Raw genomic sequence first — 15628 nt, 5'->3', positions numbered from 1 at the left:
AGTCCGTGCGCTCCCGAGGGGTGCGTACGTCCGGTCCGTCCGGGGTGGCCCGGGGCTCAGCGCCCCGGGATCACGCCTCGGCAGGCTCTTCGGCCGACGTCTCGGCGTCCGCAGGGTTCTGCGAGCGGCCGGGGTTGGCCTTCGCGGAAGCCTTGCGGGCCTCCTGCGCCTGACGGGCCTCGGCCATCGCCTCGGTCTTCTTCTTGTGCGGACCGAGAACCATGATCATGTTGCGGCCGTCCTGCTTCGGGTTCGACTCGACGAACCCGAGGTCCTGGACGTCCTCCGCGAGACGCTGCAGCAGCCGGTAGCCCAGCTCGGGCCGAGACTGCTCGCGACCACGGAACATGATCGTGATCTTGACCTTGTCGCCCTGCTTGAGGAACCGGACGACGTGACCCTTCTTGGTGTCGTAGTCGTGCGGGTCGATCTTCGGCCGGAGCTTCATCTCCTTGATGACCGTGTGCGCCTGGTTCTTGCGCGCCTCACGGGCCTTCATGGCCGACTCGTACTTGAACTTCCCGTAGTCCATGAGCTTGCACACGGGCGGACGGGCGTTCGCCGCGACCTCGACCAGGTCCAGGTCGTACTCCTGCGCAAGCTCCAGGGCCTTGGCAAGCGGCACGATGCCGACCTGCTCGCCACTGGGACCGACAAGTCGCACCTCGGGAACGCGAATCCGGTCGTTGATGCGGGGCTCGGCGCTGATGGATCCTCCTCGGTAGCACCACGCGACAGTCTGGCGGACAGCCGCGTAACGTCTGTGTTCGTTAGACCAACGCGCCGAAGCATCAAAAAATGCCCCGGACGATCACAGGCGGGGCTCCTCGAACTACCGGAGCACCGCCGCGATGACCGCGGGGCGCGATTTCGGGCGGAACGCCGTCGCCGGGACCGCTCCGCCTGACCGGTGACCCGCCGCCCTGAGGGTGGCCAGGTGGGAGTTCGAAAGCCTCCACTTGTGGGCCGAGCGCGCTCGTTTCGCTCAGGACGCGTCCGGCCGGTCGTCCACCAGGTTAGCAGGATCGCTTGACAAGGGCTAACCGGGACCGCTCGACAAGGGCGGGCCCGGGGGCGGCGGCGGCGACCGCCTATGGTGTGGGGCATGAGTGACACCTCCCCCTCGGGCGGTCCCGAGGCCCCCGGCAGCAACCCCGACTTCGACGCCATGACCCGCGACATCGCCGAGGTCCCGGCGGTCGAGGTGATCGTGACGGTCGCCGTCAACCTGATGAGCGCGGCCGCCGTGAAGCTCGGGCTCACCGAGGAGGGCGACAAGTACAAGGACCTGGACGAGGCACGGAAGCTGATCCACGCGCTGGCCGGTCTGCTGGACGCGTCCACGACCGAGATCAGCTCGTTCCACGCGGCGCCGCTGCGCGACGGCCTGAAGTCGCTCCAGCTGGCGTTCCGTGAGGCGTCCCTGGTGCCGGACGAGCCGGGTCAGGGGCCCGGTGAGAAGTACACCGGGCCGGTGTTCGGCTGACAGGTCATCCGCGGACGTACAGGGGCTCGCCCGGTGGCGTGGTCCCGGCCGGCAGCAGTGCCAGGTCGAGACCGTGCACCAGGCGGGCCCTGAGTGTGTCGTCGGCGGCCAGGCGCTGCGCGACCGCGCGGGCCGTCTCGGCCGGGGGCGCGGCCGGGTCGAGGACGAGGGCGAGGGTGCCGTCGGCCTGGCCCGGTCCGAGGTGGGCGCGCAGCACGCCGGGTTCCGCGGCGACGGCGTCGCGGACCGCCGTGACGACGGCCGGGTCGGCGAGCGGATCGGTCGTCGTACGGCCCTCGGCGAGGGCGAGCAGCGTGGGCCGGTTCAGCTCGAAGGGCACCGGGCCGGCGAGGTCGAGCACGATCGTGTCGGCCTTCTCGTGCGCGGCGGCCTGGATGGCCTGGGCCAGGGGCACGGCGACCGGGCGGGCGGCGGGGTCCCAGCGGGCCAGGGAGTCGGTGGAGGTGAAGGCGGGCAGGGCGGTGCGGCGGCCGGCCTTCAGGGTCGGTACGGCCATCTCGCTGGTCTTCTCGCGGCGCAAGCCGTTCTCGTCCTCCTCGACCTCGCCGAGCACGGCGACGACGGGCACGAGCAGCCGGGCGCCCCGCAGGGCCTGAAGGACCGGGCCGACGGCGTCGCGGTCCTCGGCCCAGGCGGCGAGCGCCGCGCTCAGCCGGGGGTCGGCGGAGCCGTCGTCGTCGGAGAAGCCGGAGTCGGGAATGTTCTTGTTCGCCACGGTCACCGACCCTATCGGCCGGATGCCGCCGGGCTGGTGCGGGGCCGGAAACGGCCGTGACTCTGGGGCTCTGAGGCTCTGGGGCTCTGAGGACGAAGGCTCAGCGGACGTCGTCGTACGGCCTCGGTTCGCGGCGGCCGCGCCACAGGACCACCGCCGCGACCAGCAGGACACCGCCGGCGCTGCCCGCCAGGGGGGCCGCCCAGTCGGCGGTGTCGTCGGCGGAGCGGGGGGCGTCCGGGCCCGGGCCGAAGTACCGCTCGCCGTACGCGGCCGAGTGCAGGCCCTCCGGCTTCAGGCGGCCCGCGGCGCGCAGGGCGGCGGCCGGGTCGATGAAGCCGAAGCCGCGGGAGTCGTCGCGGCCGCCGGTGGGGGCGTCCTCGGCGGTGTCCTCCAGGACCTTCTTGATCTGGGCCGGTGTGAGGTCCGGGTGGGCGGCCCTGATCAGGGCGGCCGCGCCCGAGACGAAGGCGGCGGCGGCGCTGGTGCCCCAGCCCTCGTAGTACTTGCGGTCGGGGTCCGCGATGACGATGTCGACGCCCGGGGCGCTGACCGTGGCGTACCAGCGGCGGGTGGAGAAGGCGGCCCGGGTGCCGAAACGGTCGACGGCGGTGACGGCGATGACGCCGGGGTAGGCGGCCGGGTAGGAGATGTGGTCGCCCTTCTCGCCGCCGTTGCCGGCGGAGGCGACGACGACCACGCCCTTCTTCAGGGCGTACTGGATGGCCTGGTCCTCGGTGGGTTCCGGGTGCGCGGAGGCGGAGTCGTCACCCAGGGAGAGGTTGATGACGTCGGCGCCGTGGTCGGCGGCCCACCGGATGCCCTCGGCGAGGGCGTTGCCGCGGGTGCTGCGGGCCTTGGCGCGCGCCGGGTCGCCGTCCTCCAGGATCACGCGGACGGGCAGGATCTTCGCCTCGGGCGCGACGCCCATGACCCCGTCGGCGTCGCCGGGGCCGTGTCCGTGCCCGGCGATGATGCCGGCCATGGCGGTGCCGTGCCGGGCCCAGGACCGGTCGCCGGGCTCGGCTCCGAAACCGATCAGGTCCTTGGCGGGCAGGACGTTTCCGGCGAGGTCGGGGTGGTCGGCGTCGACGCCGGTGTCCAGGACGGCGACGGTGACGCCCGCGCCCTTCGTCGTGCGCCAGGCTTGCTGGGTGTGCAGGGCGTCAAGGGCCCACTGCTTGGCGCGTATCCCGTCGGCGTACGCGGTGGTGGGCGGCAGGAGCGCGACGGCGGCGGCGAGAAGAACCCCCAGGGCGGTGGACCTGCGGGTGACGGTGGCTCTCACGACGGCTGCTCCGTGGCCGAGCGGACGTTCTTGCGCAGGGCGCGTTCGATGCGGTCGGCGAGGCCCTTGGCCTCGTGGCCGAGGCCTGCCTGGGCGGGGGCCGTGGTGGCGCCGGAGGCCATCGCGTCCTCGGCGGGCTGCGGGTCGTCGACGGTGCGGCCGTCGGCCCAGCCGGAGACGGCGTAGACGACGACCGGGGCGTCGGTGAGCACGGAGATGGTCCAGGAGGCGCGCTGCCGGGCACCGAAGCGGGCGGCCGGCGTGTCCCGCTCGGCGTACGGCAGGGGCATCAGGTCACTGCGGCGGTCCAGGCGTTCCCTCTGGAAGCGGCCGGCGAGGGAGGCCATGGCCGGGGCGTCGGCCTTGGTGAAGAGCAGGCCGACGGTGGTGACGTGGCTCTGGGTGGCGTCGGTGTAGGTGGCGCGCAGCAGGCGCCGGCAGCCCACCGGAGCGAGGGCCTTGCGCAGCAGGGGGTCGAAGGCGCCCTCGCAGCCGGTGTCGGGGGCGACGGCGATCCGGGTCCAGGTGCGGTCGGCGCCGCCGGGGCCGGCGCCCTGCCCCTCCACGGTGGGCGGGAAGAGCTGGTCGACGGGGATGCTGTGCCACAGGCTCCCGGCGGCGGAGAAGGTGCTGCGCGACTCGGCCGCGCCGGAGTCGCCGACGAGCCAGCTCCCGGTCACGGCCCCGGTGATGAGGCCCATGCCGAGGACGAGACAGACTCCGGCCGCCACGGCCTGGGACCGTCCGCGCCGCCCGAGCGGCCGGGGTCGCGCGTGCTCGTCGTACCCCTCGGGCTCCCCGAACGACACGACGGGCCGCGAGCTTCCCGGCACCCCGCCGGGCGCCATCGGTGCGCTCCACGAGAAGGCCGGGTCGGGCGAGACGCGGGAGGCTTCGCGGTCGGGCGCCGAGGCGTCTCGGGCGCCGGGCAGATCCGGGTGGGCGCCGAATCCGCCGGACCTGGTGCCGGCGGTGGACTCCGTACGCCGGCTGGGCCCGCCGGTCCCCGGTGCCGGGTGGGTCTCCTCGGGGTAGGGCGCGGCGGACCCGGCAGGGCGCGGGCGTGCGGGCATCTGCGAGGAGGCGGAGGCAGACGCGTCCGTACGGCCGGCGGCGGGGCGCCGCTCCGGCCGCGGCGGTATGCGTCCCGTTCCCGGTCCGTCGGCCGTCCCGGGCGTCTCACGCCGCATCGGCCGGCCCACCGTGGGCGGCGTGTCGGGGAAACGGGCGGAGGCGCTTGGCGGAGGCAGGGGGGAGGCGGCGTCCTGCACCGCCGGACCGCCGAAGCCCGGGAAACGCGGCCGGGAGGCCGGGCCGGCGGAGCCGGACCGGCGCGCGTCCGGCGCGCCCGGAGCGGAGTCGTGGCGGGGCTGCGGGACGTCACGCCCCCGCACAGCGCCTGGGCCGCCGGGCGAGTCGCTCTGGGCGCCCCGGGAGCCCGAACCGGCGGGACCGGACAGGCCCGCGTCCGCAGCGTCCCCAAACCGCTGAACGTCCGTCCGTCGCACGGCACGGGGACCACCGGCCGTCCCCTCCGAGAAGGGTCCGGAGCCCGAACCGCCGGCGCCGGACCGGCGCGCGTCCGGCGCGCCCGGAGCGGAGTCGTGGCGGGGGTGCGGGACGTCACGCCCCGGCACGGCGCGGGAGGACGGGTCGTCCTGGGGGTCGCTGTTCCGGGCCCGGGTGGTGGAGCCGGTGTCCGTGGCGGTGTGGGGCTGCGTCGATGGGGGGCGGCCGGCGGGCGTGCTCGGTGGCGTCCGGGGTGCCGTCGGCCTCTGGGCGGATGCGTCCGGGTCCGGCTCGGGGGCCGTGGCGGTGTCGTCCGGGGCTGCGGTGTGCCGGGGGCCGATCCGTGGTGGGGTGGTGGGGCGTGGGGGGACGGGGGCACGCCGTGCTTCCGTGCTCATGCACCCCCCGTTTCCTCGTGCCCGGGCCTCTTCCTCGTGCGCACGGACGCGTCCCGGGCACACATACCCGTACCGGGGAACCGTCATCCGGCGCGGGGCAGTCCCGGCCGGCGGTGTTCCGCCGTACGTGCGCGTCACTCTACGGCTTGTTCCTGGGCGAACGGGAACCAGTCCGCGGCGCCGGGGCATCTGCCCGGAACGTCCCCCTACCCTGCGGTAATCAGGTCTGGCAGGCTGCCTGCATGACTGCGCGCGCCGCCGACCGGGCCCGTTACGACCGGGCCACCGCCCACCTCGACGCCCCTCTCGCGATCGTGGACCTGGAGGCCTTCGACGCCAACGCGGACGACCTCGTCCGCCGCGCCGCGGGCAAGCCGATACGGGTCGCCAGCAAGTCCGTGCGCTGCCGGGCGCTGCTCGAACGGGTCCTGGCCAGGGACGGGTTCGCGGGCATCATGTCCTTCACGCTGGCCGAGTCGCTGTGGCTGGCCCGCTCCGGGTTCGACGACGTGCTGCTCGCCTACCCGTCCGCCGACCGGGCCGCCTTCGCCGAACTCGCCGGCGATCCCAAGCTCGCCGCCGCCGTCACGGTCATGGTCGACGACCCGGCCCAGCTGGACCTGATCGACGCCTCCCGCGACGGCGGGCGTGAAGTGGTGCGGGTGTGCCTGGAGTTGGACACCTCGCTGAAGCTGCTCGGCGGGCGGATCCGGGTCGGGGCCCGGCGCTCGCCGCTGCACTCCCCCGCGCAGGTCGCCGACCTGGCCCGGACGGTGGCCCGGCGGCCCGGGTTCGAGGTCGTCGGGATCATGGCGTACGAGGGGCACGTGGCCGGTGTCGGGGACGCGATCGCGGGGCGGCCGCTGCGGTCCCGGGCCGTGCGGCTGATGCAGGCCGCCGCCAAGCGGGAACTGGCCGAGCGGCGCGCCGCGGTGGTACGGGCGGTGCGGGCCGTGGTGCCCGGCCTGGAGTTCGTCAACGGCGGGGGCACCGGCAGTGTGCAGCACACCGCCGCCGAGGACGCGGTGACGGAGATCGGCGCCGGCTCGGGCCTGTACGTGCCGCGGTTGTTCGACAACTACACGTCGTTCCGGGGGCGTCCGGCCGCGCTGTTCGCCCAGCCCGTGGTACGGCGGCCGGGGGTGGGCGTGGTGACCGTCCTGGGCGGCGGATATCCGGCCTCCGGGGCGCCGGGGCGCGACCGGCTGCCGGTGCCGTACCTGCCGGAGGGGCTGCGGTACGACCCCCAGGAGGGGGCCGGCGAGGTGCAGACGCCGCTGCTGGGCTCGCCGGCCGACGACCTGCTGGTCGGGGACAAGGTGTGGTTCCGGCACGCCAAGGCCGGGGAGCTGTGCGAGCGGTTCGACGTGCTGCACCTGGTCGAGGGCGACGCGGTGACGGCGACCGTGCCGACGTACCGCGGCGAGGGCCGCACCTTCCTGTGACGCCCCGCGGGTCTACGGCCCGATGCTGCTGCCCACCCCGCCGCCGCCGGCCGCGTCGCCGGCCGGCCGGATGCCCTTGGTGATGCGGTCCATCTCCGACAGCGGCGGGCCGTCCTCGCCCGCGTCGAAGACGTAGCGGACCAGCACCGGCGACTCGGTGCCGACGCTGGAGGGGAACACCAGCGACTGCACGTAGCCGCCGGGGCCCTTGGCGGTGGTCACGCGCCAGCGCACGAAGTACCCGGCGCGGCCCGCGACCGCCACCGGCCCGGAGGCGACGGCCTGGTGGGACTCGATGCCGCCGTAGGGGTCCGTGCCGAACGCGGTGCGCTCGTAGGCGTCGTCGGCGGCGTCCGCGATGTCCCGCCGGGCGAGGACCTCGGGGGACGTCTCGTCGGTGTCGGTCACGGTGCGGGAGATGACGAGCCCGTGGCGGCACACCCCGCCGTCGCCGGGGCAGTCGTAGGTGCCGTCGGTGGTCATGACGACGTCGTCCTGGGCGATGTAGTGGGGGCGGACCCAGCCGTCCAGCAGCGGGAAGGTGATGCCGTTGAGCTGGTCCTCGACGACGGCCGGGCCGCCGGCGGACGGCCCGGAGGGGGTGGGTGCTGGTGACGGCGCCGCGGTGCGCGGTGTGCCGGACGCGGCCGTGGCCGTCGGGCCCGCGTTCGCCCGTGCGTCGCCGTCGTCCTCGCGGAGCAGCACGGCGCCGGTGACGATCGCGGCCACGAGGACGGCCCCGGCCGCGCAGAGGGCGACGGCCTTGGCCCGGCCGGTGCCGCCCGGCGGCGGGGGCACCGGCCCGCCGGGGGCCACGGGTGCGCGCAGGTGCCCGGTCCAGGCCGTGCCGTCCCACCAGCGTTCCATGTGCGGGGCCGACGGGTCGGGGTACCAGCCGGCCGGGGGTGTCATGCTCATCCCGGCACTGTAGGACGAGACACCAGGAGCACGGGCGCCCTTACAGGGGTGTGACGTACGCCCCCGCGATCCCGCCGTCCACCAGGAAGTCGGTGGCGTTGACGAAGGAGGAGTCGTCACTGGCCAGGAAGGCGACGGCGGCGGCGATCTCCTCGGCCTCGGCGAACCGGCCCAGCGGGATGTGCACGAGCCGGCGGGCCGCCCGCTCCGGGTCCTTGGCGAACAGCTCCTGCAGCAGCGGGGTGTTGACCGGGCCGGGGCACAGGGCGTTGACCCGGATGCCCTCCCGCGCGAACTGCACGCCCAGTTCGCGGGACATGGCCAGCACGCCGCCCTTGGAGGCGGTGTAGGAGATCTGCGAGGTGGCCGCGCCCATCCGCGCCACGAAGGACGCCGTGTTGATGATGGAGCCCTTGCCCTGGCGCCGCATGTAGGGGATGGCGGCCTTGCAGCACAGGTAGACGGAGGTGAGGTTGACCTCCTGGACCCGCTTCCACGCCTCCAGTCCGGTCTCCAGGATGGAGTCGTCGTCGGGCGGGGAGATGCCGGCGTTGTTGAAGGCGACGTCGACCGAGCCGTAGGTGTCGTACGCCGTCCGGAAGAGGGCCTCGACCTGCTCGGGGTCGGTGACGTCGACCTTGACGAAGATCCCGCCGACCTCCTCGGCGGCGGCCTTGCCGCGGGCCTCGTCGATGTCGCCGCACACGACGTGGGCGCCCTCGGAGGCGAGGCGGCGGGCGCTGGCGAGGCCGATGCCGCTGCCCGCTCCGGTGACGACGGCCGTACGGCCGACCAGGCGGCGGCAGATGGTGTCAGGGGTCTGCGAGGTCACTGTGCGGGGCCCTCCGTACTGATGAAGACGTTCTTGGTTTCGGTGAAGGCGGCCAGGGCGTCCGGGCCGAGTTCCCGGCCGATCCCGGACTGCTTGTAGCCGCCGAAGGGAGTCCAGTAGCGGACGCTGGAGTGGGAGTTGACGGACAGGTTGCCCGCGCGGACCGCCTGGGAGACGCGCAGCGCGCGGCCGACGTCCCGGGTCCAGATCGAGCCGGACAGGCCGTAGTCGGTGGCGTTGGCGAGGCGGACGGCGTCGGCCTCGTCGTCGAAGGGGAGCACGACGGCCACGGGCCCGAAGACCTCCTCCACGGCCACCCGCGCGTGCGGGTCGACGCCGGTGAGGACGGTCGGCGGGAACCAGAAGCCGGGACCCTCGGGGGCCTTGCCGCGGATGCCCTCGGCGCCGTCCGGGACGTAGGAGCGGACCCGCTCCAGCTGGGCGCGGGAGATGAGGGGGCCCATCTGGGTGCTCTCGCTCGCCGGGTCGCCGACCCGGACCGCCTCGATCGCGGGGGCGAGCAGCTCCAGGAAGCGGTCGTACGCCTCGCGCTGGACGAGGACGCGGGTGCGGGCGCAGCAGTCCTGGCCGGCGTTGTCGAGGAAGGACATGGGGGCGGCGGCCGCCGCGGCCTCCAGGTCGGCGTCGGCGAAGACGATGTTGGGGCTCTTGCCGCCGAGTTCCAGGGTGACGCGCTTGAGCAGGGCCGAGCCCTTGGCCCACACCTGTTTGCCCACAGCCGTCGACCCGGTGAAGACGATCTTCGCCACCCCGGGGTGCTCGACGAGGGCGTTGCCCGCGACCGGGCCGTGGCCGGGCAGCACCTGGAACAGGTCCTCGGGCAGGCCGGCCGCCAGGGCGAGTTCGGCCAGGCGCAGGGCGGTCAGCGGGGTGGTCTCGGCGGGCTTGAGGAGCACCGCGTTGCCGGCCGCGAGGGCGGGGGCGGCGCCCCAGGCGGCGATCGGCATGGGGAAGTTCCACGGGGCGATCACCCCGACCACGCCGAGCGGTTCGAGGAAGGTGACGTCGATGCCGCCGGCCACCGGGATCTGCCGGCCGGTCAGCCGCTCCACTCCCCCGGCCGCGTAGTCCAGCAGGTCGCGGACGTTGCCCGCCTCCCAGCGGGCGTTGCCGAGGGTGTGCCCGGCCTGCCGGACCTCCAGCCGGGCCAGTTCCTCGATGTGCTCGTCGACGGTGGCGGCGAAGCGGCGCAGCAGCCGGGCGCGGTCGCCGGGCGCGAGGGCGGCCCACCGGGCCTGTGCCCTGGCGGCCCGTGCGACGGCCGCGTCGACGTCGGCCGCGGTGGCGGCGGGGACGGTGGCGACGACGTCCTCGGTGGCGGGGTTCAGTACCTGCAACTGGTCGGACAAGGAGGCCTCACATGCGTTCGAAGGAGCGGCGCAGCTCCCAGTCGGTGACCGCGGCGTCGAAGGCGTCCAGTTCGACGCGGGCCATGTTGCGGTAGTGGGCGACGACCTCGTCGCCGAAGGCGGCCCGGGCGATCGGGCTGTTCTCCCACAGCTCGGCGGCCTCCCGGAGGGTGGTCGGGACGTGCGCGAAACCGGCGGTGTAGGCGTTGCCGGGGCAGGGCTCGGGCAGCTGGAGTTTCTGCTCGATGCCGTACAGGCCGGCCGCGACCAGTGCGGCCACGGCGAGGTGCGGGTTGACGTCGCCGCCGGGCAGCCGGTTCTCGAAGCGCAGGGAGCGGCCGTGGCCGACCACGCGCAGCGCGCAGGTGCGGTTGTCGTAGCCCCAGGCGACGGCGGTCGGGGCGAAGGAGCCGGGCTGGAACCGCTTGTAGGAGTTGATGTTGGGGGCGTAGAGGAGGGAGAAGTCGCGCAGGGCGGCGAGCTGTCCGGCCAGGAAGTGGCGCATGACCTCGGACATGCCGCCTTCGAGGTCTCCGGCCATGGCGTTGCGGCCGTCCTGGTCCGCCAGGGACAGGTGGATGTGGCAGGAGTTGCCCTCGCGCTCGTTGTACTTCGCCATGAAGGTCAGCGACATGCCCTCCTGGGCGGCGATCTCCTTGGCGCCGGTCTTGTAGATCGCGTGCTGGTCGCAGGTGACGAGCGCCTCGTCGTAGCGGAAGGCGATCTCGTGCTGCCCGGGGTTGCACTCGCCCTTGGCGGACTCCACGGTCAGGCCCGCGCCGGCCATCTCGTTGCGGATGCGGCGCAGCAGCGGCTCGATACGGCCGGTGCCGAGCACGGAGTAGTCGATGTTGTACTGGTTGGCCGGGGTCAGGCCCCGGTAGTGGGCGTCCCAGGCCTGCTCGTAGGTGTCCTTGAAGACGATGAACTCCAGCTCGGTGCCGACCTGGGCGGTGTACCCGAGCTCGGCCAGGCGCTCCAGCTGGCGGCGCAGGATCTGGCGGGGCGCGGGGACGACCGGCGAGCCGTCGTGCCAGGCGAGGTCGGCGATGACCAGGGCGGTGCCCTCGTTCCAGGGCACGCGGCGCAGGGTGGTCAGGTCCGGGTGCATGGCGAAGTCGCCGTAGCCGCGGTCCCAGGAGGACATCGCGTAGCCGTCGACGGTGTTCATCTCGGTGTCGACGGCGAGGAGGTAGTTGCAGCCCTCGGTGCCGTGGTGGAGCACCTCGTCGAGGAAGAAGCGGGCGGCGAACCGCTTGCCCTGGAGCCGCCCCTGCATGTCCGGGAAGGCCAGGACGACGGTGTCGATCTCACCGCCCGCGACGAGGGCGTGCAGCTCCTCGACACCGAGCGGGGGTGTGCGGTCTGCCACGGGAGGGCCTCCTTGGCTTCTTCGTCTGCCGCCGGGAGCCATAAGGTATTGCCGAGAACCATTGCTTGGGAAGGGGGCGCGGCCAGATGCGCAAGGAAAGCGGCGGTCCGGCGGGGGACCGGCTCGCGCCCGTGCTGCGGCCGGTGCGGGCGGGCAACGGCTTCGAGGAGGCGCTGGAGCAGATCCTCCAGGTCGTCCGGCTGGGCCTGGTGCCGGGCGGCGAACGGCTGCCGGCCGAGCGGGAGCTGGCGGAGCGGCTCGGGATCAGCCGGGTGACGCTGCGCGAGGTGCTGAAGGTGCTCCAGGACCAGGGACTGGTCGAGTCGCGGCGCGGCCGGTACGGCGGCACGTTCGTGCTGCCCCGCAGGCCCGACCCGGGCGGTGAGGACGAGCTGCGCCGCCGCGTCGCCGAGGTCGACCTGGAGGACGTGCTGCGCTTCCGCGAGGTGCTGGAGGTCGGCGCGGCCGGGCTGTGCGCCACGCACGGCCTGACGGACGCCCAGGCGGAGCGGCTGCGCCGGGCGCTGGCCCACACCCACGACGCGCCGCTGACCGACTACCGGCGCCAGGACACGCTGCTGCACCTGACCCTCGCCGAGCTGTGCGGGTCTCCGACGCTCACCGCGCAGTACGCGGCGGTCCGGGCGACGGTGAACGACCTGCTGGACTGCATCCCGCTGCTGGTGCGCAACCTGGAGCACTCGCAGCGCCAGCACACCGCGCTGGTCGAGGCGGTGCTGGAGCGGGACGCGGACGGGGCGCGGGAGATGATGCGCGAGCACTGCGCGGGGACGGCGGCACTGTTGCGCGGCTTCCTTGGGTAGGAGCTTCCCGGCGAGCGTTTACGACCGCTTAACGCACGGGTCTTGCTTTCCCGCCCTCCGGCACACAAAGGTATGGGCTCGATCCATTGAGCCCCGTGACCGACACCTGCTGGGGAGTCGCCCCGTGTCGCTGGAACCTTCGCCGTCCTCCGCATCCGCACCACACACCTCCGCCGCCGAGCCGGACGACTACCTGGAGCGCAGGAAACTGCGCCGCGGCAGCGCCGGCTGGCTGCTGCTGACCGGTCTCGGCGTCGCCTACGTCGTCTCCGGTGACTACTCCGGCTGGAACTTCGGCCTGGCCGAGGGCGGCTTCGGCGGCCTGGCGATCGCCATGGTGCTGATGGGCGCCATGTACACGTGCATGGTGTTCGCGCTGGCCGAGCTGTCCTCCATCCTGCCGACGGCGGGCGGCGGCTACGGCTTCGCGCGCCGCGCGCTCGGCCCGTGGGGCGGCTTCCTGACGGGGACCGCGATCCTCATCGAGTACGTCCTCGCGCCCGCCGCCATCGCCCTCTTCATCGGCGACTACGTCGAGTCGCTCGGCCTGTTCGGGCTGGAGTCCGGCTGGCCGGTCTACCTGGCCTGTTTCGTGCTCTTCATCGGCATCCACCTGTGGGGCGTCGGCGAGGCGCTGCGCTTCAGCTTCGTCGTGACGGGGATCGCGGTGGCGGCCCTGGTGGTGTTCGCGCTGGCGGCGCTGCCCTCGTTCGACGTCTCCTCGCTCGACGACATCCCGGTGGACTCCTCCGCCCTCGGCGCGAGCTCCTGGCTGCCGATGGGGCTGCTGGGGATCTGGGCGGCGTTCCCGTTCGGCATGTGGTTCTTCCTGGGCGTGGAGGGCGTGCCGCTGGCCGCGGAGGAGACCCGGGACCCGGCCCGGACGCTGCCACGGGCGATCCGCTGGTCGATGGGCATCCTCGTGGTGCTGGCCGTGGTCACCTTCGTGGCGGCGGCCGGGGCGCGCGGCTCGGCCGCGATCCAGGACGCGGGCAACCCGCTGGTGGAGGCGCTCCAGCCGGACGGCGAGGCGACCGCGCTGAGCCGGATCGTCAACTACGCGGGCCTGGCCGGCCTGGTGGCCTCCTTCTTCTCGCTCATCTACGCCGGTTCCCGTCAGCTGTTCGCGCTCTCCCGGGCCGGCTACCTGCCGAAGTTCCTGTCCCTGACCAGCAGCCGCAAAGCCCCCTACCTGGGGCTCCTGGTCCCGGGCGCGATCGGTTTCGCCCTGGCCGCGGGCACCGGCGACGGCGCCCGCATGCTGAACGTCGCCGTCTTCGGCGCCACGATCAGCTACGCGCTGATGTCCCTCTCCCACATCGTGCTGCGCCGCCGCGAGCCGGAGCTGGTGCGGCCGTACCGGACGCCGGGCGGGGTACTGACCTCCTCCACCGCCCTGGTGCTGGCCTGCGCGGCGCTGGTGGCCACCTTCCTGGTGGACGTGACGGCGGCGTTCATCGCGCTGGGGGTGTACGGGGTGGCGGTGGCGTACTTCGGGCTGTACAGCCGTAAGCACCTGGTGGCGCGGGCGCCGGAGGAGGAGTTCGCGGCTCTGGCGGCGGCCGAGGCAGAGTTGACCAGGGACTGACCCGCGTCACGAAGGAGCACGGAGCACATGGTCGCGAGGCCGCTGATCGGCGTCAGCACGTATCTGGAGTCCGGGGCGCGCTGGGGCGTGTGGGAGATGGAGGCCGCGCTGCTGCCGGCCGGATACCCGCGGCTGGTGCAGCGGGCGGGCGGGCTGGCCGCGATGCTCCCGCCCGACGCCCCGGAGCACGCCGCCGCCACCGTCGCCCGCCTCGACGCCCTGGTGATCGCGGGCGGCCCGGACGTCGAGCCGGTCCGCTACGGCGCCGAGCCCGACCCGCGCACCGGCCCGCCCGCGCGGGAGCGGGACGCCTGGGAACTGGCCCTCATCGAGGCGGCGCTTCAGGCCCGGATCCCGCTGCTGGGCATCTGCCGGGGCATGCAGCTGCTCAACGTCGCCCTCGGCGGCACGCTCGTGCAGCACATCGACGGGCACGTCGAGCTGCCGGGCGTCTTCGGCCGCCACCCGGTCAAGCCCGTGCCGGGCACGCGGTACGCCGACGCCGTACCGGAGCAGGTCTCGGTACCGACCTACCACCACCAGGCGGTCGACCGGCTCGGCGAGGGACTGGTCGTCTCGGCGTACGCGGAGGACGGCACGGTGGAGGCCGTGGAACTGCCGTCCGCCCCCTGGGTCCTGGGCGTGCAGTGGCACCCCGAGATGGGCGAGGACCTGCGGGTGATGCGCGCCCTGGTCCGCGCCGCTTCCTGAGCCTCGGCCCGCTAGCCGCGCGTCAGCGACAGCAGGTCCCGGGCCGGCCCCGTCGGGCGGTGGCCGGTGGGCCAGACCGCGCGCAGGTCGCGGGCCAGGGCGATGCCGTCCACCGGGACACGCACCAGGCGCCGCATCGCCAGTTCCTCCCCCACGGCCAGCTCGCTGAGCACCGCCGGGCCGGCGCCGCTGACCGCCGCGGCCTTCACGGCCGTGGTGGAGGACAGTTCGATCAGGGGGCGGGCCAGGCCGCCGAGGGCCGCGTCCAGGACCTGGCGGGTGCCGGAGCCCTTCTCCCGCAGGATCAGCGGGGTGGACGCCAGTTCCCGCGCCGCGAGGGCGCGCCGGCGGCGGGCCCAGGGATGGGCCGGGGCGGTGACCACGATGAGGCGGTCGTGGGCGATGACCGTGGAGTCGAGGCCGGGCGGCACCGTCAGCCCCTCCACGAAGCCCAGGTCGGCCTCGCCGGACAGCAGCCGCTGCGCCACCGCCGCCGAGTTCCCGGCGAGCAGCGACACCGCCGTGTCCGGGCGCTGGGCGCGCAGCGCGAGCAGCCAGCCCGGCAGCAGGTACTCGGCGATCGTCATGCTCGCCGCCACGCGCAGCCGGGAGTCCCGGCGGTCGCGCAGCGCCTGCGCGCCCGCGTCGAAGGCCTCCGCCGCCTCCACGATCCGCCGGGCCCAGTCCGTCACCAGCGCCCCGGCGTCGGTGAGCCGGGAACCGCGCGGCGAACGGTCCACCAGCGCCACACCGAGCTGCCGCTCCATCGACCGGATACGGCTGCTGGCCGCGGGCTGGGTGATGCCCAGTTCCCGCGCCGCACCACCGAGGCTGCCGAGCCGTGCCACCGCCAGCAGCAGCTCGAGCGCACCGAGATCCGGCACACGGTGCGCGAGCGCCCCCGAGGCCGCCGGCCGCTCCTCGGCATGCTCATCGGTCCTGCCCATAAACCCACCTTATGCCGCGCCGCACACCACCCGACCAGGGACCGCCCTGCCGAGCACCCACCCACACCGAACCGCCGCACTGGCCGCGTACTCGCCGCCCGACCGCCGCGCTGGCCGCCCGCTCGCCGCCCGACCGCCGCGCTGGCCGCCCGCTCGCCGCCCGACCGCCCCGCTGGGCGCGTGCTCGCCGCCCGACCACCGCGC

At 74.3% G+C, this 15628-nt stretch carries 14 protein-coding genes; 5 read left to right on the top strand and 9 right to left on the bottom strand.

The features are described from left to right. Positions 1–70: 70 nt before the first annotated feature. On the bottom strand, positions 71–709 hold the full coding sequence (gene infC, locus AB0K80_RS31050; RefSeq protein WP_365675512.1) for a translation initiation factor IF-3: 639 nt from the start codon (positions 707–709) through the stop codon (positions 71–73). A 396-nt stretch (positions 710–1105) separates the two neighbouring features. Between infC and AB0K80_RS31045 the strand changes: the two genes are divergently transcribed. Then, positions 1106–1486, top strand: a complete 381-nt coding sequence (locus AB0K80_RS31045; RefSeq protein WP_365675413.1) for a DUF1844 domain-containing protein — start codon at positions 1106–1108, stop codon at positions 1484–1486. A 4-nt stretch (positions 1487–1490) separates the two neighbouring features. On the opposite strand, the gene AB0K80_RS31040 is transcribed toward AB0K80_RS31045, so the two are convergent. From AB0K80_RS31040 to AB0K80_RS31030, 3 genes are all read right to left on the bottom strand, one after another. Next, positions 1491–2222 (bottom strand): SseB family protein, encoded by a 732-nt coding sequence (locus tag AB0K80_RS31040; protein WP_365675411.1) that lies wholly within the window; start codon positions 2220–2222, stop codon positions 1491–1493. Positions 2223–2322: 100 nt separating this feature from the next. Then, positions 2323–3510 (bottom strand): type VII secretion-associated serine protease mycosin, encoded by a 1188-nt coding sequence (mycP, locus tag AB0K80_RS31035; protein WP_365675409.1) that lies wholly within the window; start codon positions 3508–3510, stop codon positions 2323–2325. After that, a complete protein-coding gene (locus tag AB0K80_RS31030; protein WP_365675510.1) occupies positions 3507–4358 on the bottom strand; it encodes a hypothetical protein in 852 nt (283 codons plus the stop codon). The genes mycP and AB0K80_RS31030 overlap by 4 nt, the downstream gene beginning before the upstream one ends. 1301 nt (positions 4359–5659) lie before the next feature. Here AB0K80_RS31030 and AB0K80_RS31025 point away from each other — a divergent pair. Further along, positions 5660–6862 (top strand): amino acid deaminase/aldolase, encoded by a 1203-nt coding sequence (locus AB0K80_RS31025; RefSeq protein WP_365675407.1) that lies wholly within the window; start codon positions 5660–5662, stop codon positions 6860–6862. A gap of 12 nt (positions 6863–6874) precedes the next feature. Here AB0K80_RS31025 and AB0K80_RS31020 read toward each other — a convergent pair whose 3' ends face one another. From AB0K80_RS31020 to AB0K80_RS31005, 4 genes are read right to left on the bottom strand one after another with little or no spacing between them, the layout of a single operon-like run. Next, positions 6875–7774 carry a DUF2510 domain-containing protein gene (locus AB0K80_RS31020; RefSeq protein ID WP_365675508.1) on the bottom strand — a complete coding sequence of 300 codons (900 nt, stop codon included), beginning with the start codon at positions 7772–7774 and terminating at the stop codon, positions 6875–6877. A 46-nt stretch (positions 7775–7820) separates the two neighbouring features. Then, complete coding sequence (locus AB0K80_RS31015; RefSeq protein ID WP_365675405.1) at positions 7821–8612, bottom strand: 3-oxoacyl-ACP reductase; 792 nt, start codon at positions 8610–8612, stop codon at positions 7821–7823. Continuing rightward, a complete protein-coding gene (locus AB0K80_RS31010; protein ID WP_365675403.1) occupies positions 8609–9982 on the bottom strand; it encodes an aldehyde dehydrogenase family protein in 1374 nt (457 codons plus the stop codon). Before AB0K80_RS31010 ends, AB0K80_RS31015 begins: the two co-directional genes overlap by 4 nt. 7 nt (positions 9983–9989) lie before the next feature. Further along, positions 9990–11354 (bottom strand): glutamine synthetase family protein, encoded by a 1365-nt coding sequence (locus AB0K80_RS31005; RefSeq protein WP_365675401.1) that lies wholly within the window; start codon positions 11352–11354, stop codon positions 9990–9992. 86 nt (positions 11355–11440) lie between these two features. Between AB0K80_RS31005 and AB0K80_RS31000 the strand changes: the two genes are divergently transcribed. The 3 genes from AB0K80_RS31000 to AB0K80_RS30990 all read left to right on the top strand — a co-directional run bounded on the left by AB0K80_RS31000 (position 11441) and on the right by AB0K80_RS30990 (position 14477). Then, positions 11441–12178, top strand: a complete 738-nt coding sequence (locus tag AB0K80_RS31000; RefSeq protein WP_365675399.1) for an FCD domain-containing protein — start codon at positions 11441–11443, stop codon at positions 12176–12178. A 130-nt stretch (positions 12179–12308) separates the two neighbouring features. Beyond that, a complete protein-coding gene (eat, locus tag AB0K80_RS30995; protein WP_365675506.1) occupies positions 12309–13766 on the top strand; it encodes an ethanolamine permease in 1458 nt (485 codons plus the stop codon). 27 nt (positions 13767–13793) lie between these two features. Continuing rightward, positions 13794–14477 (top strand): gamma-glutamyl-gamma-aminobutyrate hydrolase family protein, encoded by a 684-nt coding sequence (locus AB0K80_RS30990; protein ID WP_365675397.1) that lies wholly within the window; start codon positions 13794–13796, stop codon positions 14475–14477. Between the two features lie 11 nt (positions 14478–14488). On the opposite strand, the gene AB0K80_RS30985 is transcribed toward AB0K80_RS30990, so the two are convergent. Further along, positions 14489–15424, bottom strand: coding sequence for a LysR family transcriptional regulator (locus AB0K80_RS30985; RefSeq protein WP_365675396.1), 936 nt, complete (start codon positions 15422–15424; stop codon positions 14489–14491). Positions 15425–15628 lie beyond the last annotated feature (204 nt).

It is taken from the genome of Streptomyces sp. NPDC052682 (assembly GCF_040678435.1).
In the GTDB taxonomy this organism is placed as follows: domain Bacteria; phylum Actinomycetota; class Actinomycetes; order Streptomycetales; family Streptomycetaceae; genus Streptomyces.
The sequence above is the reverse complement of the archived record's forward strand: the minus strand, read 5'-3'. Positions and strand labels throughout refer to the sequence as shown.